The organism is Intrasporangium calvum (assembly GCF_028446585.1).
GTDB lineage: Bacteria > Actinomycetota > Actinomycetes > Actinomycetales > Dermatophilaceae > Intrasporangium > Intrasporangium calvum_A.
Map to the genome: position 1 here is coordinate 1 of NZ_JAPFQL010000025.1, position 24,912 is coordinate 24,912.

The 24,912-nt window shown below is 71.5% G+C and carries 21 protein-coding genes and 1 pseudogene; 5 read left to right on the forward strand and 17 right to left on the reverse strand.

Annotated elements, in window-relative coordinates; genetic code table 11:
* The 3 genes from purL to OO014_RS07430 form a co-directional block, all read right to left on the reverse strand.
* On the reverse strand, positions 1-3,249 hold a 3,249-nt coding region (gene purL, locus OO014_RS07420; RefSeq protein WP_272461657.1), incomplete at its 3' end, for a phosphoribosylformylglycinamidine synthase.
* Between the two features lie 221 nt (positions 3,250-3,470).
* A complete protein-coding gene (locus tag OO014_RS07425; RefSeq protein WP_272461658.1) occupies positions 3,471-5,201 on the reverse strand; it encodes a bifunctional metallophosphatase/5'-nucleotidase in 1,731 nt (576 codons plus the stop codon).
* A gap of 122 nt (positions 5,202-5,323) precedes the next feature.
* Positions 5,324-5,956 carry a hypothetical protein gene (locus OO014_RS07430; protein ID WP_272461659.1) on the reverse strand — a complete coding sequence of 211 codons (633 nt, stop codon included), beginning with the start codon at positions 5,954-5,956 and terminating at the stop codon, positions 5,324-5,326.
* A gap of 379 nt (positions 5,957-6,335) precedes the next feature.
* On the opposite strand from OO014_RS07430, the gene OO014_RS07435 reads away from it, so the two are divergent.
* Positions 6,336-7,214: a DUF559 domain-containing protein gene (locus OO014_RS07435; RefSeq protein ID WP_272461660.1), complete on the forward strand. Its 879-nt coding sequence runs from the start codon at positions 6,336-6,338 to the stop codon at positions 7,212-7,214.
* 110 nt (positions 7,215-7,324) lie between these two features.
* On the opposite strand, the gene OO014_RS07440 is transcribed toward OO014_RS07435, so the two are convergent.
* From OO014_RS07440 to OO014_RS07450, 3 genes are read right to left on the reverse strand one after another with little or no spacing between them, the layout of a single operon-like run.
* Positions 7,325-8,221: a phosphoribosylaminoimidazolesuccinocarboxamide synthase gene (locus tag OO014_RS07440; protein WP_272461661.1), complete on the reverse strand. Its 897-nt coding sequence runs from the start codon at positions 8,219-8,221 to the stop codon at positions 7,325-7,327.
* A 1-nt stretch (position 8,222) separates the two neighbouring features.
* Entirely contained in the window at positions 8,223-9,503 is a 1,281-nt protein-coding gene (gene purD, locus OO014_RS07445; protein WP_272461662.1) for a phosphoribosylamine--glycine ligase, read from the reverse strand.
* 18 nt (positions 9,504-9,521) lie between these two features.
* Complete coding sequence (locus OO014_RS07450; protein ID WP_272461663.1) at positions 9,522-10,157, reverse strand: GNAT family N-acetyltransferase; 636 nt, start codon at positions 10,155-10,157, stop codon at positions 9,522-9,524.
* A gap of 61 nt (positions 10,158-10,218) precedes the next feature.
* Between OO014_RS07450 and OO014_RS07455 the strand changes: the two genes are divergently transcribed.
* Positions 10,219-12,480: a HelD family protein gene (locus OO014_RS07455; protein WP_272461664.1), complete on the forward strand. Its 2,262-nt coding sequence runs from the start codon at positions 10,219-10,221 to the stop codon at positions 12,478-12,480.
* A gap of 485 nt (positions 12,481-12,965) precedes the next feature.
* Here OO014_RS07455 and lysS read toward each other — a convergent pair whose 3' ends face one another.
* The 5 genes from lysS to OO014_RS07480 all read right to left on the reverse strand — a co-directional run bounded on the left by lysS (position 12,966) and on the right by OO014_RS07480 (position 18,416).
* Positions 12,966-14,789, reverse strand: a complete 1,824-nt coding sequence (gene lysS, locus OO014_RS07460; RefSeq protein WP_272461665.1) for a lysine--tRNA ligase — start codon at positions 14,787-14,789, stop codon at positions 12,966-12,968.
* Between the two features lie 12 nt (positions 14,790-14,801).
* Complete coding sequence (locus OO014_RS07465; RefSeq protein ID WP_272461666.1) at positions 14,802-16,106, reverse strand: adenylosuccinate synthase; 1,305 nt, start codon at positions 16,104-16,106, stop codon at positions 14,802-14,804.
* A gap of 134 nt (positions 16,107-16,240) precedes the next feature.
* A complete protein-coding gene (locus tag OO014_RS07470; protein WP_272461667.1) occupies positions 16,241-16,678 on the reverse strand; it encodes a DUF6188 family protein in 438 nt (145 codons plus the stop codon).
* Positions 16,663-18,057, reverse strand: coding sequence for a hypothetical protein (locus OO014_RS07475; RefSeq protein WP_272461668.1), 1,395 nt, complete (start codon positions 18,055-18,057; stop codon positions 16,663-16,665). The genes OO014_RS07470 and OO014_RS07475 overlap by 16 nt, the downstream gene beginning before the upstream one ends.
* The gene (locus tag OO014_RS07480) at positions 18,054-18,416 is read right to left on the reverse strand and encodes a hypothetical protein (protein ID WP_272461669.1); all 363 of its coding nucleotides are present in this window, start codon (positions 18,414-18,416) and stop codon (positions 18,054-18,056) included. The genes OO014_RS07475 and OO014_RS07480 overlap by 4 nt, the downstream gene beginning before the upstream one ends.
* 190 nt (positions 18,417-18,606) lie before the next feature.
* Between OO014_RS07480 and OO014_RS07485 the strand changes: the two genes are divergently transcribed.
* Complete coding sequence (locus tag OO014_RS07485) at positions 18,607-19,518, forward strand: diacylglycerol/lipid kinase family protein (RefSeq protein ID WP_272461670.1); 912 nt, start codon at positions 18,607-18,609, stop codon at positions 19,516-19,518.
* 25 nt (positions 19,519-19,543) lie between these two features.
* Positions 19,544-19,627, forward strand: a pseudogene (locus OO014_RS07490) (VOC family protein); the annotation flags it as partial.
* Here the strand turns inward: OO014_RS07490 and OO014_RS07495 are convergent.
* Entirely contained in the window at positions 19,608-20,618 is a 1,011-nt protein-coding gene (locus tag OO014_RS07495) for a lysylphosphatidylglycerol synthase domain-containing protein (RefSeq protein ID WP_272461671.1), read from the reverse strand. The pseudogene OO014_RS07490 and the gene OO014_RS07495 sit on opposite strands and share 20 nt — an antisense overlap.
* A gap of 336 nt (positions 20,619-20,954) precedes the next feature.
* Between OO014_RS07495 and OO014_RS07500 the strand changes: the two genes are divergently transcribed.
* On the forward strand, positions 20,955-21,347 hold the full coding sequence (locus OO014_RS07500; protein ID WP_272461672.1) for a cupin domain-containing protein: 393 nt from the start codon (positions 20,955-20,957) through the stop codon (positions 21,345-21,347).
* A 67-nt stretch (positions 21,348-21,414) separates the two neighbouring features.
* On the opposite strand, the gene OO014_RS07505 is transcribed toward OO014_RS07500, so the two are convergent.
* The 5 genes from OO014_RS07505 to OO014_RS07525 all read right to left on the reverse strand — a co-directional run bounded on the left by OO014_RS07505 (position 21,415) and on the right by OO014_RS07525 (position 24,832).
* Positions 21,415-21,810, reverse strand: coding sequence for a VOC family protein (locus OO014_RS07505; RefSeq protein ID WP_272461673.1), 396 nt, complete (start codon positions 21,808-21,810; stop codon positions 21,415-21,417).
* Positions 21,811-21,883: 73 nt separating this feature from the next.
* Positions 21,884-22,573: a Crp/Fnr family transcriptional regulator gene (locus OO014_RS07510; protein WP_272461674.1), complete on the reverse strand. Its 690-nt coding sequence runs from the start codon at positions 22,571-22,573 to the stop codon at positions 21,884-21,886.
* Between the two features lie 75 nt (positions 22,574-22,648).
* Positions 22,649-22,840, reverse strand: coding sequence for a DUF86 domain-containing protein (locus OO014_RS07515; RefSeq protein WP_272461675.1), 192 nt, complete (start codon positions 22,838-22,840; stop codon positions 22,649-22,651).
* A 34-nt stretch (positions 22,841-22,874) separates the two neighbouring features.
* Positions 22,875-24,557, reverse strand: a complete 1,683-nt coding sequence (gene ptsP, locus OO014_RS07520; RefSeq protein ID WP_272461676.1) for a phosphoenolpyruvate--protein phosphotransferase — start codon at positions 24,555-24,557, stop codon at positions 22,875-22,877.
* A 5-nt stretch (positions 24,558-24,562) separates the two neighbouring features.
* The gene (locus OO014_RS07525) at positions 24,563-24,832 is read right to left on the reverse strand and encodes an HPr family phosphocarrier protein (protein WP_272461677.1); all 270 of its coding nucleotides are present in this window, start codon (positions 24,830-24,832) and stop codon (positions 24,563-24,565) included.
* Positions 24,833-24,912: the final 80 nt, after the last annotated feature.

The window sequence follows — 24,912 nt, forward strand, 5'->3', positions numbered from 1 at the left end:
GTGCACGTCGTAGGTCTCGAAGCCGGCGCGGTCGAAGGCGAAGGCGGTCTCGACGTGGCTGTTGACGCCCTGCTCGCGCAGGATGGCGACCTTGGGGCGCGTGCCGAGCCCGAGGTACGGCGCGGCGATGTCCTCGGCGGGGTCGAAGGTCGGTGCCACGACGAGCCCGGGGTCGTCCTCGGCCCCGAATGCCGAGTGCTCCTCGTCCGCGCAGGCCGGGTTGTCCCGAAGCGACGCGATCCGCCAGGACACCTCGTCCCACGCCTGGGCCAGGTCGCGCAGCGACTCGTCGAGCCCGGCGCTCCCACCCAGGGAGACCCGCACTCGCCGGTCTCCGTTGGTCTGCCCGACGACGCTGACGAGCTCACCGAGGCCGTGGCCCTCCAGCACCTCGCGCACGACGGCGACGTCGGACGCAGCGACCCCGAGCACGACGCCGAGCTCCTCGGCGAAGAGCGCCGCCATCGACGGCACCTCGAGGTCGAGGCCGGCCGCGCTGGCGAACGCCATCTCGCAGACCGCCGCCCAGAGACCACCGTCGGACCGGTCGTGGTAGCCGACCGCCACGCCACGCCCGCGCAGGTCGGCGAGCGCCGCGGCAAGGGCGGTGAGCCGCGCAGGGTCGTCGAGGTCGGGCACCTCGGTCCCGAACGCTCCCGACACCTGGGCGAGGATCGAGCCACCGAGCCGGTTGCGGCCCGCCCCGAGGTCGACCAGCACCAGCTGGGCACCGCCCTCAGCGGCAGGCAGCTGCGGCGTCCACGTCCCACGCACGTCGGGCAGCGACGCGAACGCCGAGACGACGAGCGACACGGGAGAGGTCACCTGCTTGTCCTCGCCGGTCGCCTCGTCGGTCCACCGGGTGCGCATCGACAGGGAGTCCTTGCCGACCGGCACCGACACCCCGAGCGCGGGGCACAGCTCCATTGCGACGGCCTCGACGGTGTCGTAGAGGGCGGCATCCTCACCGGGCTCACCACAAGCAGCCATCCAGTTGCACGACAGCTTGACGCCCGCCAGGCCCGAGAGCGGCGCCGCGAGCAGGTTGGTCAGCGCCTCGCCGACGGCCATCCGCCCAGAGGCCGGAGCGTCCACTGACGCGAGCGGCATCCGTTCACCGCTCGCCATCGCCTGCCCCGCGAAGCCGACGTGGTCGGACAGCGTCACCGCAACGTCGGCGACGGGCACCTGCCACGGGCCGACCATCTGGTCGCGGTGGCTGAGGCCCCCGACGGTCCGGTCGGCGATCGTCACGAGGAAGCGCTTCGACGCCACCGTGGGATGACGGAGCACGTCGTATGCCGCTGAGCTCAGTTCGAGCGCATCGACGTCGAGCTCGTCCCCCACTCGCGTCACGCGGGTGACGTCGCGCGTCATCCGCGGGGGCTTGCCGAGCAGGACCTCCATCGGCATGTCGATGGGCCGATCGTCGTCCGCGCTGTCCTCGGCAGAGGGAGCGAGCACGAGCTGCGCGTCCTCGCTGGCGACGCCGACGACGGCATAGGGGCAACGCTCGCGGTCGGCCAGCGCCGCCAGCCGGGGCAGGGACTCGGGCGCGATGGCCAGGACGTAACGCTCCTGGCTCTCGTTGCACCAGATCTCCTTCGGCGCGAGACCGGACTCCTCGAGCGGCACCGCGGACAGGTCGAAGCGGGCACCCAGCCCGGCCCCGTCGACGAGCTCGGGGAAGGCGTTGGAGAGGCCGCCGGCACCGACGTCGTGGATCGCGAGGATCGGGTTGTCCGCGCCGAGCTTCCAGCAGTGGTTGATGACCTCCTGTGCGCGCCGCTCGATCTCGGGGTTGCCGCGCTGCACCGAGTCGAAGTCGAGCTCGGCAGCGTTGGCACCGGACGCCATCGAGGACGCGGCACCGCCGCCCATGCCGATCCGCATGCCGGGACCGCCGATCTGCACGAGCAGCGTGCCCGCCGGGAAGACGATCTTCTCGGTCTGGTCAGCACTGATCGAGCCGAGGCCACCCGCACTCATGATCGGCTTGTGGAAGCCGCGGCGGACGCCGTCGACGGTCTGCTCGTAGACGCGGAAGAACCCACCGAGGCCCGGCCGGCCGAACTCGTTGTTGAAGGCAGCCGCCCCGATCGGGCCCTCGACCATGATGTCGAGCGGGCTGGCGATGTGCTCCGGAGCGCCGTAGACCTCACGCTCCCACGGCTCGTCCGTGCCCGGCAGGTGCAGGTTGGAGACGGCGAAGCCGGTCAGCCCCGCCTTCGGCTGGCTCCCCCGGCCCGTCGCGCCCTCGTCGCGGATCTCGCCACCGGCACCGGTGGCCGCACCCGGGAAGGGACTGATCGCCGTCGGGTGGTTGTGCGTCTCGACCTTCATGAGCACGTGGACCTCGTCCTCGCGGGCGACGTAGCGGCTCGGGCCGCTCCCCTCACCCTCGGGGACCCACCGGGTCACAGGTCCGCCGGCCATGACCGAGGCGTTGTCCTTGTAGGCGACAACCGTGCCCTCGCCGGCGACGGCCTCGGTGTGCCGGATCATGCCGAAGAGCGAGCGCGTCTTCGCCTCGCCGTCGACGACGAAGTCGGCGTTGAAGATCTTGTGCCGGCAGTGCTCGGAGTTGGCCTGGGCAAACATCATCAGCTCGACATCGGTCGGGTTGCGACGCAGCCCGGTGAACGCCTCCACGAGGTAGTCGACCTCGTCGTCGGCGAGCGCGAGCCCGTAGGCCGTGTCGGCCTCCTCGATCGCGGCGCGCCCCCGCCCGAGCACGTCGACGTGCTCCATCGGCTCCGGCATCCGCTCCTCGATGAGCGCCTGCGCGGCCTCGATGGACGGCAGGGCCGACTCCGTCATGCGGTCGTGCAGCGCGTCGGCCGCGGCGACCCACTCGTCCTCGCTCAACGCGTCGGACGACACGAGGTGGTACTCGGTGACCCGCTCGACGCGGCGCACGTCGACGCCGCAGTTGTGCGCGATGTCGGTCGCCTTCGAGGCCCAGGGCGACAGGGTCCCGAGCCGGGGCGCGACGACGACAGTCGTCACGTGCTCCCCCTGCGGCTCCGGGTCGGCGGCGGGCCCGTACGTGAGCAGACGGGTCACCGTCGCCAGGGTCGCATCGTCCAACGGACCCGCGCTCGCGACCTGGTGCACGTGCCGGGCGGACAGGCCCGTGACCGACGGCGCGACCGCCTGCAGGCGCACGAGCAGGGCCGCGGCCCGGAACGGAGAGAGGGCGCTGCCGCCCGGGACAGTGGTCAGCACGAGGTCGTGCGACGAGGCCATGGCGTGCGGTCTCCCAATGGTCCGAGGGGGTGGCAAGGGCTGGCTGCCGCGTCACAGGTTACCGCTCAGCGGGGCATGCCCCCGGTTCTCGTCCGCCAGCCCGAGCCCCAGGGGGCCTGACCGTGGGAGCGAGCCCAGCGGCATACGGCATCGTCGAGGGACGACGTGAGGGCCACCCCCGGCTGGGAGTGGCCCTCACGTGCACGTCGGTCGCTAGCGGATCACAGACCGTCGACCCGGCTGCCCGGAGCCGTCAGGCCCGGGTTGGCCTTGAGGAACGAGACCAGGTTGGCCAGGTCCTCCGGGCCGCCCGCGACGTTCGTCCCCTCGGTGAAGCCGGTGAACAGGTCACCGCCGTCGGCGAGGAAGTTGAGCGTCGACACGCGGTAGGTCGCGTTGAGGTCGAGCGGCACGCCGTTGAGTGCCATCGACCCGTTGACGACCCGGCTGCCCTGCGGCTGCGAGGCGTCCCACTGGTAGGTGAAGCCCTTGGACACGCCGAGCGCCAGCGTCGGACGCGAGCCGCGCGCCTCAACCGGCTGGTACTGCTGCTCGAGGACCGTCTTGATCTGCGCGCCCGTCAGGTCCATCGAGACGAGCAGGTTGCCGAACGGCGCCACGAGGTAGGCCTCCTCGTAGGTGATCTCGCCCGGCTGCTCGCCATTGGCCGTGGCGTCCATGAGGAACGAGCCCCGCACGCCGCCGACGTTCATGAAGGAGATCTGCGCGCCGCCCTCGTCGGTCCCGTCGGTGCCCCACAGGATGGAGTCGGCAACGAGGTCGGCCATCGGCGTCTCGATGCCGCGGTTGCCCCCGGCGTCGCCCGTGATGTCCTCCTTGATGCTGCCGACGACCTCGCCCTTGATCGGGCCGGCCAGCTCGTTCCACTTCGCCAGGATCGCCGACTGCGTGGCGTCCGGCTGGACGGCCGAACGAGCCACCAGATGGTTGGTAGCGCTCGACGCGCTGCGCACCACGTCGCCCTTGCGCCGGTTGATGGTGAGCGACGTCTCGGTGACGACGCGGCCATAGGAGGCGGCGCTCGTCACGAGCCGGTCGACACCGTCCGGGTCAGGGATCTGGCAGACATAGGCCTGGTGCGTGTGTCCGGTGATGATGGAGTCGATCTCCGGGTGGAGCTGCGACGCGATCTGCACGATCGGGTCGGTGATGCCCTTGCACTCGTTGTAGCTGCCCTCCTGGTAGCCCCCCTCGTGCAGCAGGACCACGATGGCCCGGACGCCTTGCTTCTTCAGCGCGACGGCCTGCTTGTTGGCGGTCCTGACCTCATCGAGGAAGTCGACGGACGCGACACCCTTCGGGCTGACCAGGGTCGGGGTGGCCTTCAGGGTCATGCCGATGAAGCCGACCTTGACTCCGTCGAAGTCCTTGACCCAGGTGGCGGGCAGCAGCGGCTGGCCGTTGTCCTTGCGGATGACGTTGGCGGCGAGCCACTGGAAGTCCGCCCCGGCGTAGGGCTCGTCGGGGAAGTAGCAGCCGTCCTCCGGGTGGCAGCCGCCCTGCTGCATGCGCAGCAGCTCGTCGGTGCCCTCGTCGAACTCGTGGTTGCCGACGCTCGAGGCGTCGAGGCCCATCGCGTTGAGCGTCTCGACGGCCGGCTCGTCGTGGAACATTCCGGACAGGAAGGTCGAGCCGCCGATGAGGTCGCCCGCCGCGACGGTCGCGGTGTTGGGGTGGCCCGTGCGGAGCTTGGTCAGCGTGGAGGCGAGGTACTCGGCGCCGCCGACATCGACCCCGTCGATGGGCCTGGTCTCATTGTTCTTGGCCTCGAGGTGGCCGTGGTAGTCGTTGAACGACAGGAGCTGGACCGACATGGTCTCGCTCGGGTGCGGCTTGTCGTTCTTCGCCTGGGCGGGGCTGACGGCAAGTGCCGTGGCCCCCAGCAGCGCCGCTGCCCCCACAGCGACGACGCGGGTGATGCGGTGCGTCATGTGAGCTTCTTCCTTGAGAGGTGCCGAACTACTGCAGTGTTTCCCGACAATCCATGCTCCTCGCGCGACATTACGAGAGATTGACCTCCGGTGGAACGAAACGAGGCGACTCGTTCCTCACGTCAGCGCGACTGCAGCGCGTCCAGCGCGACGGCCATCGCCGAGGCGACCCGCCAGTCGAGCCGCCACCCGTTGGGCTGGGCCGGGAGGTCGACGAAGTAGACGTCCTTGAGCGCGACCTTCTTCGTCGAGCTCATCACCAGGGAGCCGTCGGCGGCGCGGAAGTCGAAGTGGAACAGCCACGGCACGGGCAGGTCGTTGAGGACCGGGATGAAGTCCCAGACGCGCCGGAGCACGGCGACCTTGGCGTTGCGCTCCTGGCCCATGCACTCGAAGCCGTCAGGAGTGCCGAGGCGCCAGGTCGAGCGGGCGAGGGAGGCTGCGAACTCCTTCTTGAACCAGCCGATCGGCTGTCCCGCGCCGTCGACGATGTCGTAACCGGCGCCGAGGTCGATGACCTTGCGGGCCTTGAACCCGAAGAGCGCGTGGGTCTTGGCTGCGTCCGTGTAGAAGGTGACCTGCTCCTTGAAGGCCATCCGCTTCTGCTCGGCGAAGCAGATGAGGCCGAGGTCGTTGCCGGCCTCGTCGGTCTGGAGGACCTCGTAGCGGTTGACCATGAGGGTGAGGCGCTGGCGGATCTGGAGGCGGGCGAAGCCGGCCGGTTGCGGCTCGGCGGGGGTGGAGGGCTGCGTCATGCGCCGATGCTCGCACACCCCGCCCACACCTTCACCGACGATGCCGTATGCCGCTGGGTCGGCTCCCGCTCGCGCCTGGCCGAGCCAGCTCCCACCACGTATCGGGCACCGGCCCCATCAGTGGTGGGCATCCGCGCCGATCCCCACCACTCATCGGACCCTTGCCCGATACGTGGTGGTCCTTCGCGATGGTTGAAGCGGGCCTGTGGATGACCGGCCCGAGGACAGGTGCGCCGCGTCGATGATCGCCACCATGACGCGTTCAGAACCGAAGCCGACGTCGCCAACGGAACCACCCCGCACACCGTTCCGCGTCACAGCTCGGCAGACCACGACCGCGACCGGCAGAGTGGTCTTCGAGCGGTCGTATCCGGCCGGCGTGACGGACTGGAGCCTCCGTCGCGGCACGTTCCGCAGGCTGTTCCACGGTGTCTATGTGCACCGCGAGACGGCGGTCACCGAGCTGGTCAAGGCCGCAGCCGCGTTGCTCGTGAGCCCCGCCGACTCGGCCGTCTCGCACCACACCGCGGCTCGGATCTGGGGCGGCGTCGTCCCCGAGGACGGGCGGGTCCATGTCTCGACCACTGGGGTCCGCCCCAAGGTGCGGGGCATTCGCGCGCATCGGGTCAAGGCCGGCGGCCAGCAGTGCGTGAAGCTGGAGGGGGTCCGCGTCACGACTGCCGTGCAGACCTTCGTCGATCTCGGTGGCGACCTGGGACTCGTCGACCTGGTCGTGCTGGGCGACTCCTTGGTCACGGCAGGGCAGGCCACACCGGAGCAGCTCATCGAAGCAGCGGATCGGTTCCGGGGCAGCGGTCGCCGGGTGCTGCGTCGCGCGGCCGGTCTGGTCCGGAGGGAGGTCGACTCACCCATGGAGAGTCGCACCCGGATGCTCATCGTCCTGGCAGGACTACCCGAGCCGACCATCAACCACAAGGTGCGGTGGCCCAACGGCTCGGTGCGCTTTCGGTTCGATCTCAGCTACCCGGACTTCGCGCTGATCATCGAGTACGACGGGCGTCAGCACGCCGAGTCGGACCGGCAGTGGGATGGCGACATCAACCGCCGCGAGTGGATGGACACCAAGGGCTGGCGCATCGTGATCGTCCGCTCGCGGGACATCTACAACACGCCCGGCCAGACGCTCCAGCGGATCGTCGCCGCGATGCGCGACAAGGGGATGACGGTGCCCCGCCTGTCGGACGAGTGGCGCCTGCACTTCCCTGGCCTGCCCGGGGACCTGTCAGAGCCGGCCTGACGGGGCCACCACGCATCGGACAGTGGCCCGGTCCGTGGTGGGCATCTCCCCCGAACCCCACCACGGATCCCGCCCGTGTCCGATCCGCGGTGGGCCCGCGCGCTCGGGGCTCAGAAGGTCTGGCCGGTCAGCCGTTCGTAGGCCTCGACGTACTTCGCGCGCGTCTGCTCGACCACGTGCGCGGGCAGCTCGGGCGGGGCCTCGCCACTCGACTTCGACCAGCCGGACTCCGGCGAGGTCAGCCAGTCGCGGACGAACTGCTTGTCGTAGGACGGCTGGGGGTGGCCGGGCTCCCAGAGGTCGGCCGGCCAGAACCGCGACGAGTCAGGCGTCAGCACCTCATCAGCGAGGACCAGCCCCCCAGATCCGTCCGGTGCCAGCCCGAACTCGACCTTGGTGTCGGCGATGAGGATCCCCCGATCGGCGGCGATCTCGTTGCCGCGGGCCAGGATCGCGCGGGTCAGCCGGGACACCTCGGCAGCGACGTCCGCTCCGAGCTGCGCCTCCACCTCGGCGTAGGTCATCGGCAGGTCGTGCTCGCCGACCGGCGCCTTCGTCGTCGGCGTGAAGACGGGCTCGGGCAGGCGCGACCCGTCGACGAGACCGTCGGGCAGCGCGACCCCGGAGACCGAGCCCTTCGCGTGGTACTCCTCGAGCCCACCGCCGGTGAGGTACGCCCGCGCAATCGCCTCGACCTTGAGCATGTCGAGCTTGCGGACCAGGACCGCCCGCCCCGCCACGGCAGCCGGCACGTCCGTCGACACCACGTGGTTGGGCACGAGGTCGGACAGCTGGTCGAACCACCACAGCGACAGCCGCGTCAGCACCTCGCCCTTGTCCGGGATCTCGGGCGACATCATCCAGTCGTAGGCGGAGAGCCGGTTGGACGCGACGAGCAGGAGCTGGTCGGGCACCACGGCACCGTCGGCGCCGACCGGGGCGTAGAGGTCGCGGACCTTGCCGGAGTAGATGTGCTCGTAGCCGGGCAGCTCGAGAGAAGTCGTCATGTCAGGCTCCCACCGTGATCTCGCCGCGCTCCGCCTTGAGCGCGATGTCCGTGCGGACGCGGGCCCCCTCCAGCTCGATGAGGGACACCGCGTCGTATGCCGCTGACCTTGCCTTCGCGAGGTCGCTGCCGACTGCGAGGACGTTGAGGACGCGTCCCCCGGCGGAGACGAGCGCGCCGGTCTCGTCGCGCCTGGTGCCGGCGTGGAGGACGACGACGCCCGGGATCTCCGCGGCGGCGTCGAGCCCGGTGATGGGGTCGCCCGTGCGGGGCGCCTCGGGGTAGCCGTCCGACGCGATCACGACGACGACGGCGTGGTCGTCGGACCAGCGCAGCCGGCCGAAGCCCTCGAGCTCGCCGGTCGCAGCAGCGAAGAGCAGCTGCGCGAAGGGCGACTCGAGCAGGGCGAAGCTGGCGTGGCCGTCCGGGTCGCCGAAGCGGGCGTTGAACTCGATCACCTTCGGCCCGCGCGACGTCAGGGCGAGGCCGACGTAGAGCGTGCCGACGAAGGGCGTGCCACGTCGCTGCATCTCGTCGATGGTCGGCTGGGCGACCCGGGCGACGATCTGGTCGGCGAGCCCCCGGGGCGCCCAGTCGAGCGGGGCGTAGGCGCCCATCCCGCCGGTGTTGAGGCCGACATCGCCCTCGCCGATCCGCTTGAAGTCCTGGGCCGGCTCGAGCGCGACGACGTGCGTGCCGTCGGAGATGCAGAAGACCGAGACCTCCGGGCCGTCGAGGAACTCCTCGATGACCACCCTGCCGCCGTCCTTGGCGAGGCAGCGCTCGGCGTGGGCCAGTGCCTCGTCACGCGAGCCGGTGACGATGACGCCCTTGCCCGCAGCCAGCCCGTCGTCCTTGACGACGTGCGGCGCACCGAGGGCGTCGAGCGCGGACGCGACCTCGTCCATCGTGGTGCACACGTGGGCCAGGGCCGTGGGCACGTCAGCAGCCGCCATCACCTCCTTGGCGAAGGACTTGCTGCCCTCGAGCAACGCAGCCGCAGCGGAAGGGCCGTAGACCGCGAAGCCGGCTGAGCGGCATACGTCAGCCACGCCCGCCACGAGCGGCGCCTCGGGGCCGACGACGACGAGGTCGACCTCGTGCTCGCGTGCCAGCGCGGCGACGGCCTCCCCGTCGAGGATGTCGACCGCGACGCACAGGGCGGTCGCGTCGATGCCGGGGTTGCCCGGGGCGGCGATGACCGCGTCCACCTCCGGGTCGGCCGCGATGGCCTTGACGAGTGCGTGCTCACGGGCGCCGGAACCGAGGACGAGGACCTTCACGGCGGTCAGCCTATTGGCTCATTCCCCCAGGCGCCGACGCAGTCCGGCGCGGACGGCCGGCCACTCGTCGATGAGGATCGAGTGCACCGCCGAGTCGCGCCACGTGCCGTCGGCCCGTCGGACGTCCCGGCGCGTGACCCCCTCGAAGGTCGCCCCCAGCTTGAGGATCGCCGCACGGGACCGGGCGTTGACGACGTCGGTCTGGATCTTGACCCGGCCGAAGCCGCACGTCTCGAAGGCGTGCGCCAGCAGGAGGAACTTCGCCTCGGGGTTGACCGCCGTGCCCCACCAGCGGGAGCCATACATCGTCCAGCCGAGGTGGACGTGCTCGCGCTCGGTGTCGACGTCGCCGAGCGAGCTCGTGCCGACGACGGTGCCCGCGGCGCCGAGCTCGGAGTCGTCGACCAGGCGGAGCGTGTACGCGGTCCGACCGGTCCCGTCCGGTTGTCGGGCCCGGACCGCGGCGGCCACCACCGCCTCCATGTCCGCAAGCGTCGCGGGCGGTGGTGCCATCCGGTAGCCCTGGGAGTAGACCACCGGGTCGCTGTAGACGGCGAAGAGGCCGGCGGCGTCCTCGGGCCGCATCACGTCGAGCCGGACCACGCGTCCGATGAGAGGGTCGCCGGTCGGTGGGATGCAGCCGTCGTCCGCCATGGACTGACAGTAGACTTGATGGTTCCCGCGCCCCACCGGGGTGTCCCGTTTGAACCATTGGATGGCAGTGAGCTCTTCGTCCGCCCAGACTCGCCCGGCCGGCACCCCCGACCACGAGCCCGCCGTCACCGACGTCGTCGCCCAGCAGATCGCCGTCGAGCAGGCGCACGTCGACCGGGTCTTCGCCGAGCTGGAGAAGGCAGGTGTCCGCGCCGACTCCGTCAAGGCCGAGGGTCTGGCCCGGACGCAGTTCGGCCGGTCCGTCGAGACCGGGGACGCCGAGGGCGCGGGCCTCTTCGAGCGGGACGCCCTGATGTTCCACGCTGCGCGACGCCGCAGCATGCTCGACACCCAGTACGAGGGCCTCGTCTTCGGCCGGCTCGACATCGACCACGACCTCAAGCCCGACCTGGGGCGAGCCGCGACGAGTGCAGACCGGGAGGTGCGCTACATCGGCCGCCTCGGCGTGCGGGACGACGACTACGAGCCGCTCGTCATCGACTGGCGCGCCCCGGCCGCGTCGCCGTTCTACCGCGCCACTCCGGTCGAGCCGATGGGGGTGATCCGGCGACGCGTCCTGCGCAGCAAGGGCGCCCGGGTCATCGGCGTCGAGGACGACCTGATGGTGCCGGAGGCGCCGGACGACCTCGTCGTCGTCGGCGACGGAGCTCTCATGGCGGCGCTGACGAGGTCGCGCGGCGAGCGGATGCGCGACATCGTCGCCACCATCCAGGCCCACCAGGACGAGGCCATCCGAGCCAGTGCCCGCGGCGTCACCGAGATCACCGGCGGCCCCGGCACCGGCAAGACCGTGGTCGCGCTGCACCGCGCCGCCTACCTGCTCTACTCCGAGCGGCGCCGCTTCGAGTCCGGCGGCATCCTCGTCGTCGGGCCGTCCGGGGCCTACACCGCCTACATCGAGCGGGTCCTGCCGTCGCTCGGCGAGGAGTCCGTGACGCTGCGCGCCCTCGGGGACGTCGTCGATGCCGTCGACACGGAGCGCCTCGACTCGCCGGAGGTCGCGCGGATCAAGGGCTCCACCCGCATCCGCACCCTGCTCGCCAACGCGGCGCGGGGTCGGGTGCCCGAGGGGCCGACGGAGTTCCGCGCCTTCGTGGCCGGTCGCGCCGTGCGACTCGAGGCACGGGTCCTCGACCGGATCCGCTCGCAGGTGCTGCGCCAGCACCAGCGCAACCTCGCCGCCGCGGCGGCGCAGGCCGCCCTGGGTGAGGCGGCCTGGTCCTCGCTCGGGATCACCGGCGACCGGGACGCCAAGGCGGAGTTCCTCGACAGGTGGGAGGACCACCTCGACGTCGAGGCCTTCATGGCCGCGTGGTGGCCGCAGGTCGACCCACGCGAGGTCCTGCTCTGGCTCGCCGACCCCGACCTCGTCCGGCGGCACGCACGTGGGTCGCTCGACGACCGCGAGGCCGAGCTGCTGGCCGCCTCCTATGCAACCGCGCTCGAGACCGGGACCTGGTCGGTGGCCGACATCGCCCTCATCGACGACCTCGCGGCCCGGCTCGGCCCCGTGCAGGACGCCCCGAAGGAGGAGCGCGGCTTCTACGAGATCGAGGAGCTCGACGATCTCAGCCAGTACGGCGTCACCGAGGTCCAGCCGGTCTCCGGGTCCCGCGAGACGCGGGCCGAGGTCGTCGCCGAGGACCCGCGCGGGCGCCTGCTCGCCGGCCGCGTCGGCAAGCCGGACGAGTACGCCCACGTCCTCGTCGACGAGGCGCAGGACCTGTCACCGATGCAGTGGCGGATGATCGGGCGGCGCGGTCGGCATGCGTCGTGGACCGTCGTCGGAGATGCCGCCCAGGCCTCGTGGACCGACCTCGAGGAAGCGGCTGCGGCGCGTGACGAGGCGTTCGGGACGCAGGCACGGCAGCGGTTCCACATGGACACGAACTACCGCAACGCCCGCGAGATCTTCGACTACGCCGCTGACGTCGTGCGGCGGCAGGTGCCCGACGCCGACATCCCCAACGCCGTGCGCGAGACCGGCCACGAGGTCGTCGAGGGCGCCCTCGGACCCGATGCGGCGGGCTCCGTCAGCCGGTCGCTCGAGGAGCTCCTCGAGCAGGTGGCCGGCTCGGTCGCCGTCGTCACACCGCAGCGGTATGCCGCTGAGCTGGCTCCCCTCGCGAGCTCGGACGGTGGTCGCGTCCAAGTCGTCGACCCCATGTCGACCAAGGGTCTGGAATACGACGCCGTCGTGGTCGTCGATCCGCACGAGATCACGCGGGAGTCGCCGGGCGGGGTGCGGGTGCTCTATGTGGCCCTGACCCGGGCGGCGCACCGGATGACCGTGCTGTCCTGACCCGCGGGCCCGCCGGTCTGCGCGGGTTCACTCCGGCGTGCGGAGATTGTCCACCTTGTCCAAGGTAAAGACTTGTTCAAGGAATGCCAGATCCGTGGAAGTCGCCCCGCACGGCGGGGGATGATGTGTTGGACGTCGACGGCAGTGCGAAACCACCCACCCTCCCCGCCGGTCTCTCCCCCCCGAGGCCCCATCGACGTCCGGCGCAGTCCCGGTCTCCGAGGACTCGCACCGGGCGGGGGACCTGATGCACCCCCCCTGCATCTGGCCCCCGCCCAGCACCACCACCCACCCAGTCGAAGCCCCGGATCACAACGACGTGGCCGGGGCCTTCGCATGCCCCCACGGACGATTGCGTTTCAGCCCCGCCTCATCGAACCCCTCCTCATCGAGCCCCTCCTCATCGAAAGAGCAGTTCGCGACCGGTTCGTCGCGAACTGCTCTTTCGATTGGCTGGTGGGTGGACTGTGCTCTTGCGGTCTGGGTCAGGGGGTGAGCAGGCGGCGGATGCGGTCCGCGCCGACGGCGAGCAACAGCGTGGGCAGCCGGGGCCCCGTGTCCTTGGAGACGAGGAGCCGGTAGACGAGGGCGAAGAAGGCCCGCTGCGCCTTGGACAGCTCCGGGTCCTTGACCTTGGCCTCGGGGTCGAGGCCGCGCTGGATCTTCGGCACGGCGTAGACGAGGTGGGTCAGGCCGTCGAGGGACCAGTGCTCGTCCAGACCCTCGACGAGCAGGCGCAGCGACTCCCGCTGCTCGTCGCCGAGGCTGCCGAGCAGCTCCGCGTCGGGCTCCTCCCGCACGATGGTGCGGTCCTCAACGGGGACGTAGCCGAGCATCCAGCGCTCGGCGCAGTCGAGCCGGGGCCGCAGGTCGTCGGTCGACCCGATCGGGTTGTCGGGGTCGAAGCCGGACAGGATGCGCACGGCCTGGGCCTCGTCACCCTGGGTGACGTCGATGACCGAGGCGATGGTCCGGAACGGCATCGGCCGGGGCGTCGCCGGCAGGGTGCGGACTCCGTCGCCGGAGGCCACCGACGTTGCGCGCAGGTGTGCCGCGAGGTCGCCCGGCTGGGCGCCCCCGCCCGGCCCCGCCTCGACCTTGCGGACGAGCGCATCCCACTCGTCGTAGAGCCGCTGCAGCTCGGGGCCGAACGCGACGTCGAAGCTCTGGTTGGGCCGCCGCCGGGCATAGAGCCAGCGCAGCACCTGCGGCTCCATCACCTCGAGGGCGTCGTTGGGGATCGGCACGCCGCCCTTGGACGAGCTCATCTTGGCCATGCCGGCGATGCCGACGAACGCATACATCGGGCCGATCGGCCGCTCCCAGCCGAAGAGCGGCGCGAGGTCCTTGCCGACGACGAAGCTCGATCCGGGGCTCTGGTGGTCGACGCCGGACGGCTCGAAGAGGACGCGCTCGTGCGCCCACCGCATCGGCCAGTCGACCTTCCACACCAGCTTGCCGTTGGTGAAGGTGTCGAGATCGACCTCCTCGGCGTGCCCGCAGCGGGTGCAGGAGTAGGCGAGCACGTGGGAGCTGTCGTCGTAGGCCGTGACCGTGGTGAAGTCGGTGCCGCAGACGGAGCAGAACGGCTTGAACGGGAAGTAGCCCGCGGTCCCCTCGCTCCCGTCGTCCTCGGTCGCCGCGCCGGAACCGCGCTCGGCCTCGGTCGCGGCCGCGGCCTGCTCCTCGGTCAGCTTCTGCTGGGCAGCGGCCGGGTCCTGGCGGCGGCCCTTGCCCGTCGCCCGCTGCTTCGCCTCGGCTGCTGCCTCGAGCGTCCGGTAGCGGCCGAGGACCGTGTCGATGACACCGCGCTCGCGCATCGCCTGGAGGACCTGCTCGCGGTAGACCCCGGCGCGGTACTGCTCGGTCTGGCTGATCTGGCGAACCTCGATGCCGGTCGCCGCCATCGCCTCGAGGAGCGGCGCCTTGAAGTGCTCGGCCCAGTTGGCGTGCGGTGAGCCGTGGGGGGCCGGCACGGCGGTCAGCGGCTTGCCGATGTGCTCCTCCCACGACTCGTCGACGCCCTCGAGACTCTTGGGCACGCGCCGGAACCGGTCGAAGTCGTCCCACGAGAGGATGTGCTCGCAGGGCACGCCGCGGCGCTTGATCTCGTCGGCCACGAGGTGCGGGGTGATCAGCTCGCGGAAGTTGCCGAGGTGGATCGGCCCCGACGGGCTGATCCCGGAGGCGCAGATGATCGTGCCGATCCCGCGCTCCTTGGCCTCGGCGATGACCTCGTCCGCGAGACGCGTCACCCAGTCCTCGGGCGCAACCTCGTCGACAACCTGCTCAGAACCATTGCTGCTCAAAAGAGTTCGCTCTCAGGACGTGGGGTTGAGGGGGTGGCGCTCAATGATCTCGTCACGGCCCGGGCCGACACCGATCGCCGAGACGCGGGCGCCGATGAGCTCCTCGACGCGCAGCACGTAGCGCTGCGCCGCGTCGGGCAGGTCCTCGAACCGCCGGCACTGCGAGATGTCCTCCCACCAGCCGGGCAGCTCCTCGTAGATCGGCTTCGCGTGGTGGAAGTCGCTCTGGTTGACGGGCATCTCGTCGTGCCGCACGCCGTCGACGTCGTAGGCGACGCACACCGGCACCGTCTCCAGCCCGGTGAGGACGTCGAGCTTGGTGATGACGAAGTCGGTGACCCCGTTGATCCGGGTCGCGTAGCGGCCGACGACCGTGTCGAGCCAGCCGCAGCGACGCGGCCGCCCGGTCGTCGTGCCGTACTCCGCGCCCGTCTTGCGGAGGAACTCGCCGTTGTCGTCGTGCAGCTCCGTCGGGAACGGCCCCTCCCCCACGCGGGTCGTGTAGGCCTTGAGGATCGCGATGACCGAGTCGATGCGCGTCGGCGGCACACCCGAGCCCGTGCACGCACCGGCCGCGACCGCGTTGCTCGACGTCACATAGGGGTAGGTCCCGTGGTCCACGTCGAGCAGCGTCGCCTGGCCCGCCTCGAACAGGACGGTCTCACCCCGGTCGAGGGCCTGGCTCAGCACGAGCGACGCGTCGCTGACCATGGGAGCGAGCCGAGCGGCATACGACAGCAGCTCGGTCACCACCTCGTCGACGTCAGCCGCGCGCGTGTTGTAGATCTTGGCGAGGACCTGGTTCTTGAACGCGAGCGCCGCCTCGACCTTCTGGCGCAGGATGTGCTCGTCGTAGAGGTCCTGGACGCGGATGCCGATGCGGCTCATCTTGTCGGCGTAGGTGGGGCCGATGCCGCGACCCGTCGTGCCGATCTTGCGCTTGCCGAGGAACCGCTCCGTCACCTTGTCGAGGGTGCGGTTGTAGGGCGGGATGAGGTGCGCGTTGGCGCTGACCTGCAGCTTGCTGGTGTCGACGCCGCGCGCCTCCAGCCCGTCGAGCTCCTCGAAGAGGACGGCGAGGTCGATGACGACACCGTTGCCGATGATGGGGGTGACGTTCGGGGAGAGGATGCCGGAGGGGAGCAGGTGCAGGGCATACTTCTCCCGCTTGCCGTTCTGCTCGATGACGACGGTGTGGCCGGCGTTGTTGCCGCCGTTGAACTTGACGACGTAGTCGACGCTGCTGCCGAGCAGGTCGGTCGCCTTGCCCTTTCCTTCGTCACCCCACTGCGCTCCGACGAGCACGATTGCCGGCATCAGTCCGCCTTCCATTCGCCTGCTGAGCCACCGGCAAGGTTATCGGTTCGTGACAGCGTCCCCGTTCGCGTGTTCACGGACGATGCCGTATGCCGCTGGGCCGGCACCGCGCCCCGGGCTTGCTCAGCGTGCCCTCAGTCGACGTCCAGGGCTGTCGACGCCCCGTCGATGAAGCCCCCGATGCCCCACATCTCCCACGGCGTGATGGCGTAGTACCCGGCGACCGCGATCCTTCCCTTCGGGGTGACGAGGGCGAGATCGCGGGTGCCGGCCTTGTAGTGCATCTCCGTGACCGGCTCGCCGACGAGGTCGCGCAGCTCGGGGGTCAGGTACTTGTCGTCGGGCAGCACGTCGGAGATGAACTCGAACTGCCTGACCTCGCCGGACGGCAGGACCACGCAGGACGGTCCCTCGAAGTTGACGCGCCAGCCCGAGCTGAGGCTGATGCGGAGGCTGCAGTCGAGGGCGATGTGCCTGATCTTCGCGCCCGCCAGGTCGGGGAGCAGGTCAGGCAGCGGGTCGCCGGTGAAGCGGGGGTCGAAGAGCTCCTCGATGTTCACAAGGGGTCCCATCCTGTCGGTGTGTCGTAGGTGCCGTCGGGTCTGATGTGGTGGTGGGTCTCCGCGTGGGAGCCCGGTTTGCCGTCGAGTTTGAGCGCCTGTCCACCCCGGTTGAAGAAGCGGACGTAGCCGTAGGGGTAGTCGATCGTGACCCGCTCGCCGGCCGAGCCCCCGCCTGTGTAGCGCTGGCCGGGGTCGTTGATCCGCATGGAGTTCGGCGTGCAGACCTTGGGTGGTGGGCACCGGTCCTGCGGACGCTGCCAGACGACACCGTTTCCGTCGTGGGCGATGTGCCCCTTCCATGTGCGACCGGCCGCAGGCGGGCGCAGGGAGTCGGGGATCGGCGTCCCACCCATCCCGTGGGTGCCCTGCTTGAGCTGGACCTCCTTGAGGAGCATCGAGTCCTTGGCGGCGGCGTGCTGGCCGAGCTGCACGGCGGAAGCCGTCGCCACCACGGCTCCGCTCGCGATGAGACCGGCGGACGCGACCTGGACCGGCACCCCGGCGACGACGCCGACGCCGGTCGCATCGAGGGCGATGCCGCCGACCTGACCGCCCGCTCCGAGGATGATCTGGCCCACCCCGACTCCGATGCCGACGATGTCCTCGGGGTGCTCGGCCGCGGCCTCCACGACGTCAGCGGCGGTGTTGACCACGGGAACGACCACGTGGTTCCACGCGCGGGCTGCGGTGTCGGACGCCCCGTCGCGCACCGTCGCCCACCAGTCCGGCTCGGGTGCCTCGGACTCGGGGACGCCGAACGCCGGCTGCTGCGGAGGGCGGAAGGCGTTCTGCAGCAGACTCTCGGTGAAGGGCAGCCCCTCGACCAGCCGCACGCCGGCCACGTCGCCACCTGCTGGCGTGTGCTGCTCGAGCGCAGCAGCGCATCGGGCTGCTGCCGCCATGAGCTCGCCCTGGACCCGGGCCCGCTCGCGACCGACCGCTGTCAGGCCGGCCACCCTTCGTGTGTCGGCCCTCGCGATCGCAGCAGCGCGCAGCGCCGGGTCCGTCACGTTGGCCTGAGCGGCCGCAACGGCCTGAGCGTGCTCGTCCTGCACTGCGTCGGCGCGGGTGCCGAGGCGCCGGGCGGCGCCCTGTGCTCTCTCCAGCGCGTCGGCGTAGGCGTGCAAGGCCCGGGCACCTGCCCCGAGCCGGGGCAGGACCGTGCCACACCGGGCTGCCAAGGTGGCCAGCTCCGCCTTGGCAGCCGCGGCGGCCGGGCCGTCCCACGCGATCTCGACGTCCTTGACGGCGGTGCCGCGCACCAGGGCCGTGGACTCGCCGACGGCGGCTGCGCGGGCGAGTCGGCCCGCAGCAGCGCGCAGCTCGCCGGGGTGGCCCTTCGGCACGGTGACCAGACCCGCACCGCCCCGGCCGTCCGGGAGCCTCACGACACGTCCCGCACGGGCGCGCTGTCACCGGCTCCGTCGAGCCCGGCTGGCACCAAACGCCCGGTCATCCCGAGACCCGCGGCCGCCTCGACCTCGGCATGGTGCGCGGACTGACCGGCCCAGCTCAGCTTCCGGCCGATGGCGGCAGACGCCGCAGCCGAGACGCCGAGCACCTCCAGGTGGGCCCGAACGAACCGGTCGACCGCCTCGCGGAGACGGACGTCCTCGTCTGCCACGGCATGCACGGCCAGGCGCCCGGCGTTGGCCGCGGTCACCGCACCCCGACGCAGCACCTCGTCACTGGAGAAGAGGCTGAGGCCCGAACTGGCCAGCACTCCATCGTCGATTTCGTATCTCACGGGCTCAAACGTAGGCAAACAACATCAAACGACTCTCTAGTTATCCACATCGTGTGGGAACCCGGGCCACTCGAGTTGGGGGCCTCGCGACTCGAGTGGCCCCGGTGTCCCCAGGCCCCCTGTGGAGACCCGGGCCACTCGAGTTGGGGGCTTCGGGTTCCGGGACGCGGGCATGGGGCAGACTCGTTCCGTGCGCGTCGCCGTCGTGGCAAACCCGGTGGGCGACCCGGCACGCGCCGTCTCGCTCATCGAGGACGGCTGCCGCGAACGGGGCTGGCCGCCCCCGACGGTGCAGGAGACGTCGGTGGCCGCCCCGGGAGGGCCCCAAGCCAGAGCCGCGCTCACCGGCGGCGCCGAGCTGGTCGTGGTCTGCGGAGGCGACGGCACGGCCCGCGAGGTGGCCGCCGCTCTCGCCCGCACCGGAATCCCACTGGGCATCGTCCCCCTCGGGACCGCCAACCTCTATGCCCGCAACCTGCGCCTGCCCCAGCAGTCCACGGCTCGAGCAGTGGACGTCGCGCTCGACGGCGAGCCCCATGACGTCGACCTGGGGAGGGCGTCATGGGGCCGGCCTGACGGCGCCGTGGGAACGTCCGCCTTTGTCGTCCTGGCGGGAATCGGCCACGACGCCCGGACCATCGAGCTGGTCCGGCCGGCGCTGAAGAAGCACGCCCAGTGGGTCGCCTACTTCGTCCCCGCCGTCGTGACCCTCGGCTCGTCCCTCCTGCCGATGGTGATCAGCCGCGACGGCCTCCCCGCGGAGCGCCGCAGCGTGTGGTGCGTCCTCGCCGGGAACGTCGGTCGGATCCCGCTCGGCATCGAGGTCCTCCCTGGCGCGAGGGTCGACGACGGGCTCCTCCACCTCGCCGTCGTGGCCCCCCAACGTGTCGTCGGCTGGGTCCCGATCGCGCTCAAGGGGCTGCTGCACTGGCCGGGGCGCGTTCCGGGCCTGGACTACGCGACGGCCCGGTCCGTGCGCGTCGAGACGGAGGTGCCGCTGACCATCCATGTCGACGGCGACGAGCACGCCGGCGTGGTGTGGCTCGAGGCGACGGTGGAGCCAGGCGTGCTCCGTGTCCACCTCCAGCCCCACGGCGAGTGAGCTGTGCGATGGTGGTCGGGTGCTGATCGACCAGCCCTACGGGGTGCGCGACTGTGCCTTCCGCGACCCGGCGGGCAACATGCTCCGCTTCAACCAGCCACGCGGCTGAGCCGGGAGACCGACACGGTCCCCTGGGGACCGCGGCGCCAGCCCCGGGCCCGCAGGTGCCACAGGTAGGCCAGCGCCCCACCGGGGATCTCGCAGACGAAGGTGAAGAAGCTGAAGAGCAGCACCCCGGCCACGGACCCGACCGGGTCGCCCCCGAGGGCGATGAGCACCGCGGCCGTCCCGGTCTCGGCGAACCCGGTGCCACCCGGCGTGAGGACGACGGTCGTCAGCATCCGGCCGCACGCGTAGGCGGCGGTCACCTCGGCCCAACCCAGTTCGCTGCCGACCGCGGCCAGGCAGGCCCACATGAGGACGCCCTGGAGCACCAGGTAGGCCAGCATGCCGACGACGAGGCCGCCACGACCTCGGCGCAGCAGCTCCACGGCGCTCGCCCGCTGACCTGCCAGGGACTCCTCCAACCTGTCGAGACCGCTCACCGGTCGACCGACGAGCCCGAGACCACCCCGAGTCGCACGAGCCAGCACGGAGATGAGCTGCTCCGCGAACCGGTCGTTTGCCAGCGCGGCGACGAGGAGAGCGACGACGAGGGCACACATCCCGGCGCCGATCCCGGCGACCACGAGCACCGGACCGGTCACGCGGGCCCCGACGACGAGCAGTCCCACGAGCCCGGCAAGCGGCAGGGCCAGGCGGGCGAGGACGTTCCAGATCCCGGTGACGGCGGTGAAGAGGCCGATCGCGCGGTTCGTGAAGCCGTACTGCCTCGTCATGGCCCACGTGACACCCACGCCGACGGCGCCACCGAAGGGCACGAGGTTCGAGACGCCGCTGCCGACGAGGTTGAGGACGAAGCCCTGCCCCTTCGTCAGGCCGGGCAGCGAGGCGGCCAGCACGAAGGAGTAGGCCCACAGGCCGACGAGCCACAGCCCGGTCAGCGCGAGCAGCTGCCAGACGGGCACCGACGTCATCACGCCCATGGCCGACTCCCAGGACGCCCCCGTCACCTGAGGCAGCACGAGGGCGAGCAGCACCACCAGCACCGTGAGCGACCCACCGACCTGCACAGCCCGCCGACCGGCCGCACGAGGGCCCCGCGTGCCACGGAGGCTGGGAGCTCGGTCTTCCGTCATCGTCGGGGGCATGGCTGCGCTCTCTGGAGGGGTCGGTCCGGTCCCTGGAGACGTGTGGCCCGCCCCGGCTGATACCGCTGCCGGGTCACCCCGTCTCGCCTCTCCAGCGTCGGCGCCCCCGCGCCGTTTCGACATTGGGGTCGCCCCGGGTCCGCGTCAGGGTTTGCCCTGTTGCTCACCCCGGCGCGCTCCTACGCTGGTGCTCCCACCACAACAGCGCTCCCGGAGGTCCGCACCATGGCTGATCGCGACCCTGCGCTCCCCTGCTCCCTCATCGCCGCGGACGAGCTCACCCCAGGCGACCCCACCCCTGGCATGACCCGCCACGTGGCGCTCCACACCGAGGACATGTGGTCGGGCACCGTCGACACGCAAGCGGGCGCTGTCTCCGCCTGGCACCACCACGGCGAGCACGACACCACCATCTACGTCGTCTCCGGCTCGATGCGGCTCGAGTCCGGTCCGGGCGGTGAGTCGGTCGTCGAGGCGGGCCCCGGGGACTTCATCCGGGTGCCGGCCGGCGCCATCCACCGTGAGTCCAACCCCGGCGGCGAGACGTCGCACGCCGTGGTCGTGCGGTGTGGTCACGGCACTCCGACGACGAACGTCGACGGGCCCGCGCCCGCCTGACCCGGCTGTCCGTGCGGGAGCGAGCCCAGCGGCATACGACTCATTCCGTATGCCGCTGGGCGGGCTGCTACTTGGCCTCGGGGTCGGGCTGGTGGATCCCGAAGGTGTTGCCCTCGGTGTCGAGGTAGTAGCCCTGCCAGGCCATGCCCGTCAGCGCCATCTTGGGCAGCGCGACCTGCCCCCCGGCGTCGAGGATGCGACGCTCCGTGGCGTCGTAGTCCGCCACCCCGACGGTGCAGACGAACGCGTTGGTGCCCTGGCCCGCTCCCGGCGTCGGAGCCGGACGCTGGAGCAGCCCGCCGTTGATGCCGGCCTCGTCCTCGGGGCCCGTGGTGATGCCCCAGTAGGGAGAGCCGGTGAACTGCCCGTAGTCCTCGAAGGACCAGTCGAAGACCGCGCCGTAGAACGCCTTGGCGCGCTCGAGGTCATCGGCCTGGATCTCGAAGTGGACGACGCGGGACATGGGTCCTCCTCGGTGTGGACTGCACTCAGGACTGTTCAGCGGTTCCCGTCCAGTCTGCACCCGAGCCCGGACATCACGTCCCGACTGCGGCCGCCCGCTCGAGCGCAGCCGGGTCGGTGATCACGACGTCGCGGCCGCTGACGGTGATGAGTCCCGCCTCCGTGAAGGCGGCGAGCTTGCGGCTCAGCGTCTCTGGCGTCGTGCCGATGAGTGAGGCGACGTCCTTCTTGGCCACGGGGAGGGTGACGACGAGCCGACCGTCGACGTGGCGGGCGGGCAGGCCGACGAGGTAGCCGGCCAGACGGGCCTCGACGTCCGCGGAGGTCAGGTCGGCGATGAGGCGTTCGGCGGCGTCGAGCCGGCTCGTCACCGTGCGCAGCATCCGCAGCGCGATGTCGGGGAACTGCGCGACGAGCTGACCCAACTCGGCATGGTCGAAGCTGCACAGCTCGACGTCACCGAGCGCCGTGGCCCAGTCGTCCGGCCGGGCACCCGTGACGAAGGCTGTCTCTCCGATGAAGTCGCCCGGCTCGAGGATGCGGAGGACCTGCTCGTGCCCGCTCGTCGCAAGATGGCTGATCCTGATGCGCCCCCGGTGGACGACGAGCAGGTGCGACACGTCGTCGCCCGGCCGGTGAATCACCTCACCGCGCCTGCGCCGCATCGGCCTGGCGTGCCTGGCGATCTCGTCCTGCTCCTTGGGGGAGAGGCCCTGGAAGAGCGGCACGATCGCCACGCACGACGTCCCCGGCCGATGACTCACGCGTCCATCCTCCCCCCACGGGCCGGGCGTCCGGCGGCCGACCAGGGAACGACCGCCATGTCCGGGGGGCACCCCTCAGGAACCTGAGCGACTGGCCGCCTGAAGGGCACCGATGATGGCTGGCAGGTCGACCACGACGGTGCGCCGAACGATCTCCGCGCTGACCAAGGCGTAGCCGTGGGCAATCCGGTTTCGCGTGCCCCGCATCAGCGCCCAGTCCTCACCAAAGATGCGAGCGCGAATATCGGGGTCGAGTCGAGCGAGCACCTCGATTCCTATTGGCAGTCCGTACGGGTAGCGATCACAGCACGTCGGTGAGCTGGCGGTCGGCCCGGTCCCGCACTCGCTGCAGCGCCTCCTGGGCCGTGCGGGCCTCCCGCGCGACGACGGCCAGCTCCTGGCACTCGGCGAGCGAGTGGACCGACAGGGCGAAGCGGACCACGGGCACCTTGCTCGGGGCCATCGACAGGCTCGATGCCCCGAGCCCGACGAGGACGAGGGCGAGGAGGGGGTCCCCGGCCGACTCCCCGCAGACGCCCATCGGGCGCTCGGCGCGGTCGGCGCCCTCGCAGGCCGCTGCGATGACGTCGAGCACCGCCGGCTGCCACGGGTCAAGGAGGTCGGACAGCGCCCCCTGCATCCGGTCGGCAGCCATCGTGTACTGCGCGAGGTCGTTGGTGCCGAGGCTGCCGAAGTCGACCTCCCCGAGCACGTCGCTCGCCCGGAGCGCCGCGCCCGGCACCTCGATCATCACGCCGGCCTTGGGAAGACCGTTCTCCCGGACTCGCCGGGCGAACCACGCCGCCTCCTCGGCCGTGGCGACCATCGGCGCCATGACCCGGACGTCGGCACCGGTCTCTCGCGCAGCCACGGCGAGCGCCTCGAGCTGCGCGTCGAGCAGCTCTGGGCGCTCGGCGGACAGGCGCAGGCCGCGGCGGCCGAGGGCGGGGTTCTCTTCCGGTCCGAGGTCGGCGAAGGCGAGCGGCTTGTCGGCGCCGGCATCGAGCGTGCGCACCACGACGCGGCGCTCGCCGAAGGGCTCGAACACCCTGCGGTAGATCTCCGTCTGCTCCGCCACGGTCGGGGCCTTGGCTGCGGAGAGGAAGACGAACTCGGTCCGGAACAGCCCGACGCCTTCCAGGTCGAGCGCGCCTGCGGCCACCGCATCCTCGACGCCGCCGATGTTGGCGAGCAGGGCGATCTCGGTGCCGTCCCGAGTCACGCCCGGACCGGAGCGCGCGGCCAAGGCCTTCGTGCGGCGGGCCGCGCGGACCCGCTGGGCCTCGACGAGCGACGGGTCCGGGTTGGTGGTCACCTCACCGGAGTCGCCGTCGAGCGCCACCGGCACGCCGACCGGGATCGCGGTCGCGTGCGGCACCTGCACCACGGCGGGGATGCCCATCTGGGCCGCGAGGATCGCCGTGTGGCTGGTCCGCCCGCCGGCCTCGGTGATGATCCCGACGACGAGCGCCCGGTCGAGCGTGGCCGTCTCGGCGGGGGCCAGGTCCTCGGCCACCACGACGCTCGGCACGTCGAAACGAGGGACGCCGGGGGCTGGGACGCCGAGCACGGCGGCGATGGCGCGCGAGCCGACGTCGCGCAGGTCGGTGACCCGCTCGGCGAAGAGCCCGCCGAGGGCCTCGAACTGGGCGGCGTACTCCTCGACGGCGCCGGCGATCGCGTGGGCGGGACCCCGGCCGGCGTGGAGCAGCTTGCCGGCGGCCTTGGCCAGACCGCGGTCCCGGGCGATCAGCGCCGTGGCCTTGAGGATCTGCTGGGCGGTGTCGTCGGCGGCGGCCGCTCGCTCCTCGAGGGACCGGGCGACGGTCTCGAGGGCGGCCTTCACGTCAACCAGTGCGGCGTCCGGGTCGGCCGGGGCCGGCTCGTCGGCCGGCGGCCGGACGGGTGGCGCGACCTGCACCACGGGCCCGTAGGCCGTCCCCGGGCTGACACCGATGCCGTGGGTCGTCTCGGGCGCCGGCATGGCTGCTACTCCGCGTCGAGGTCGCGCGAGAGCAGCGCGACGAGGGAGTCGAGGGCGTCGTCGGCGCCGTCGCCGTCCGCGGTGAGGACGACCTCCTCGCCGAACTTGGCGCCGAGGGCCATGACGCCGAGGATGCTCGTCGCGTCGACCGGGTCCTCACCGGGACGGGCGATCTCGACGTCGAGGCCGGTGTTGGTCGCCGCCTCGACGAAAAGCGCGGCCGGGCGGGCGTGCAGGCCCACCGACGAGGCGATGGTCACGGTGCGAGTTGCCATGAAGGGCTCCTTTGGGAGGTCGGGGGGCGTCTGGTGACTGCTGTTGGGCACTGCTGCCACCCGGGTGGCCTGCCGTCGGA

What these genes read in the sequence shown, in the direction of transcription:
- OO014_RS07425 (WP_272461658.1), bottom strand. Translation starts at nt 5,201, where the DNA reads ATGACGCACCGCATCACCCGCGTCGTCGCTGTGGGGGCAGCGGCGCTG.
- OO014_RS07430 (WP_272461659.1), bottom strand. Translation starts at nt 5,956, where the DNA reads ATGACGCAGCCCTCCACCCCCGCCGAGCCGCAACCGGCCGGCTTCGCC.
- OO014_RS07440 (WP_272461661.1), bottom strand. Translation starts at nt 8,221, where the DNA reads ATGACGACTTCTCTCGAGCTGCCCGGCTACGAGCACATCTACTCCGGC.
- OO014_RS07450 (WP_272461663.1), bottom strand. Translation starts at nt 10,157, where the DNA reads ATGGCGGACGACGGCTGCATCCCACCGACCGGCGACCCTCTCATCGGA.
- OO014_RS07455 (WP_272461664.1), top strand. Translation starts at nt 10,219, where the DNA reads ATGGCAGTGAGCTCTTCGTCCGCCCAGACTCGCCCGGCCGGCACCCCC.
- OO014_RS07465 (WP_272461666.1), bottom strand. Translation starts at nt 16,106, where the DNA reads ATGCCGGCAATCGTGCTCGTCGGAGCGCAGTGGGGTGACGAAGGAAAG.
- OO014_RS07470 (WP_272461667.1), bottom strand. Translation starts at nt 16,678, where the DNA reads ATGGGACCCCTTGTGAACATCGAGGAGCTCTTCGACCCCCGCTTCACC.
- OO014_RS07500 (WP_272461672.1), top strand. Translation starts at nt 20,955, where the DNA reads ATGGCTGATCGCGACCCTGCGCTCCCCTGCTCCCTCATCGCCGCGGAC.
- OO014_RS07505 (WP_272461673.1), bottom strand. Translation starts at nt 21,810, where the DNA reads ATGTCCCGCGTCGTCCACTTCGAGATCCAGGCCGATGACCTCGAGCGC.
- ptsP (WP_272461676.1), bottom strand. Translation starts at nt 24,557, where the DNA reads ATGCCGGCGCCCGAGACGACCCACGGCATCGGTGTCAGCCCGGGGACG.
- OO014_RS07525 (WP_272461677.1), bottom strand. Translation starts at nt 24,832, where the DNA reads ATGGCAACTCGCACCGTGACCATCGCCTCGTCGGTGGGCCTGCACGCC.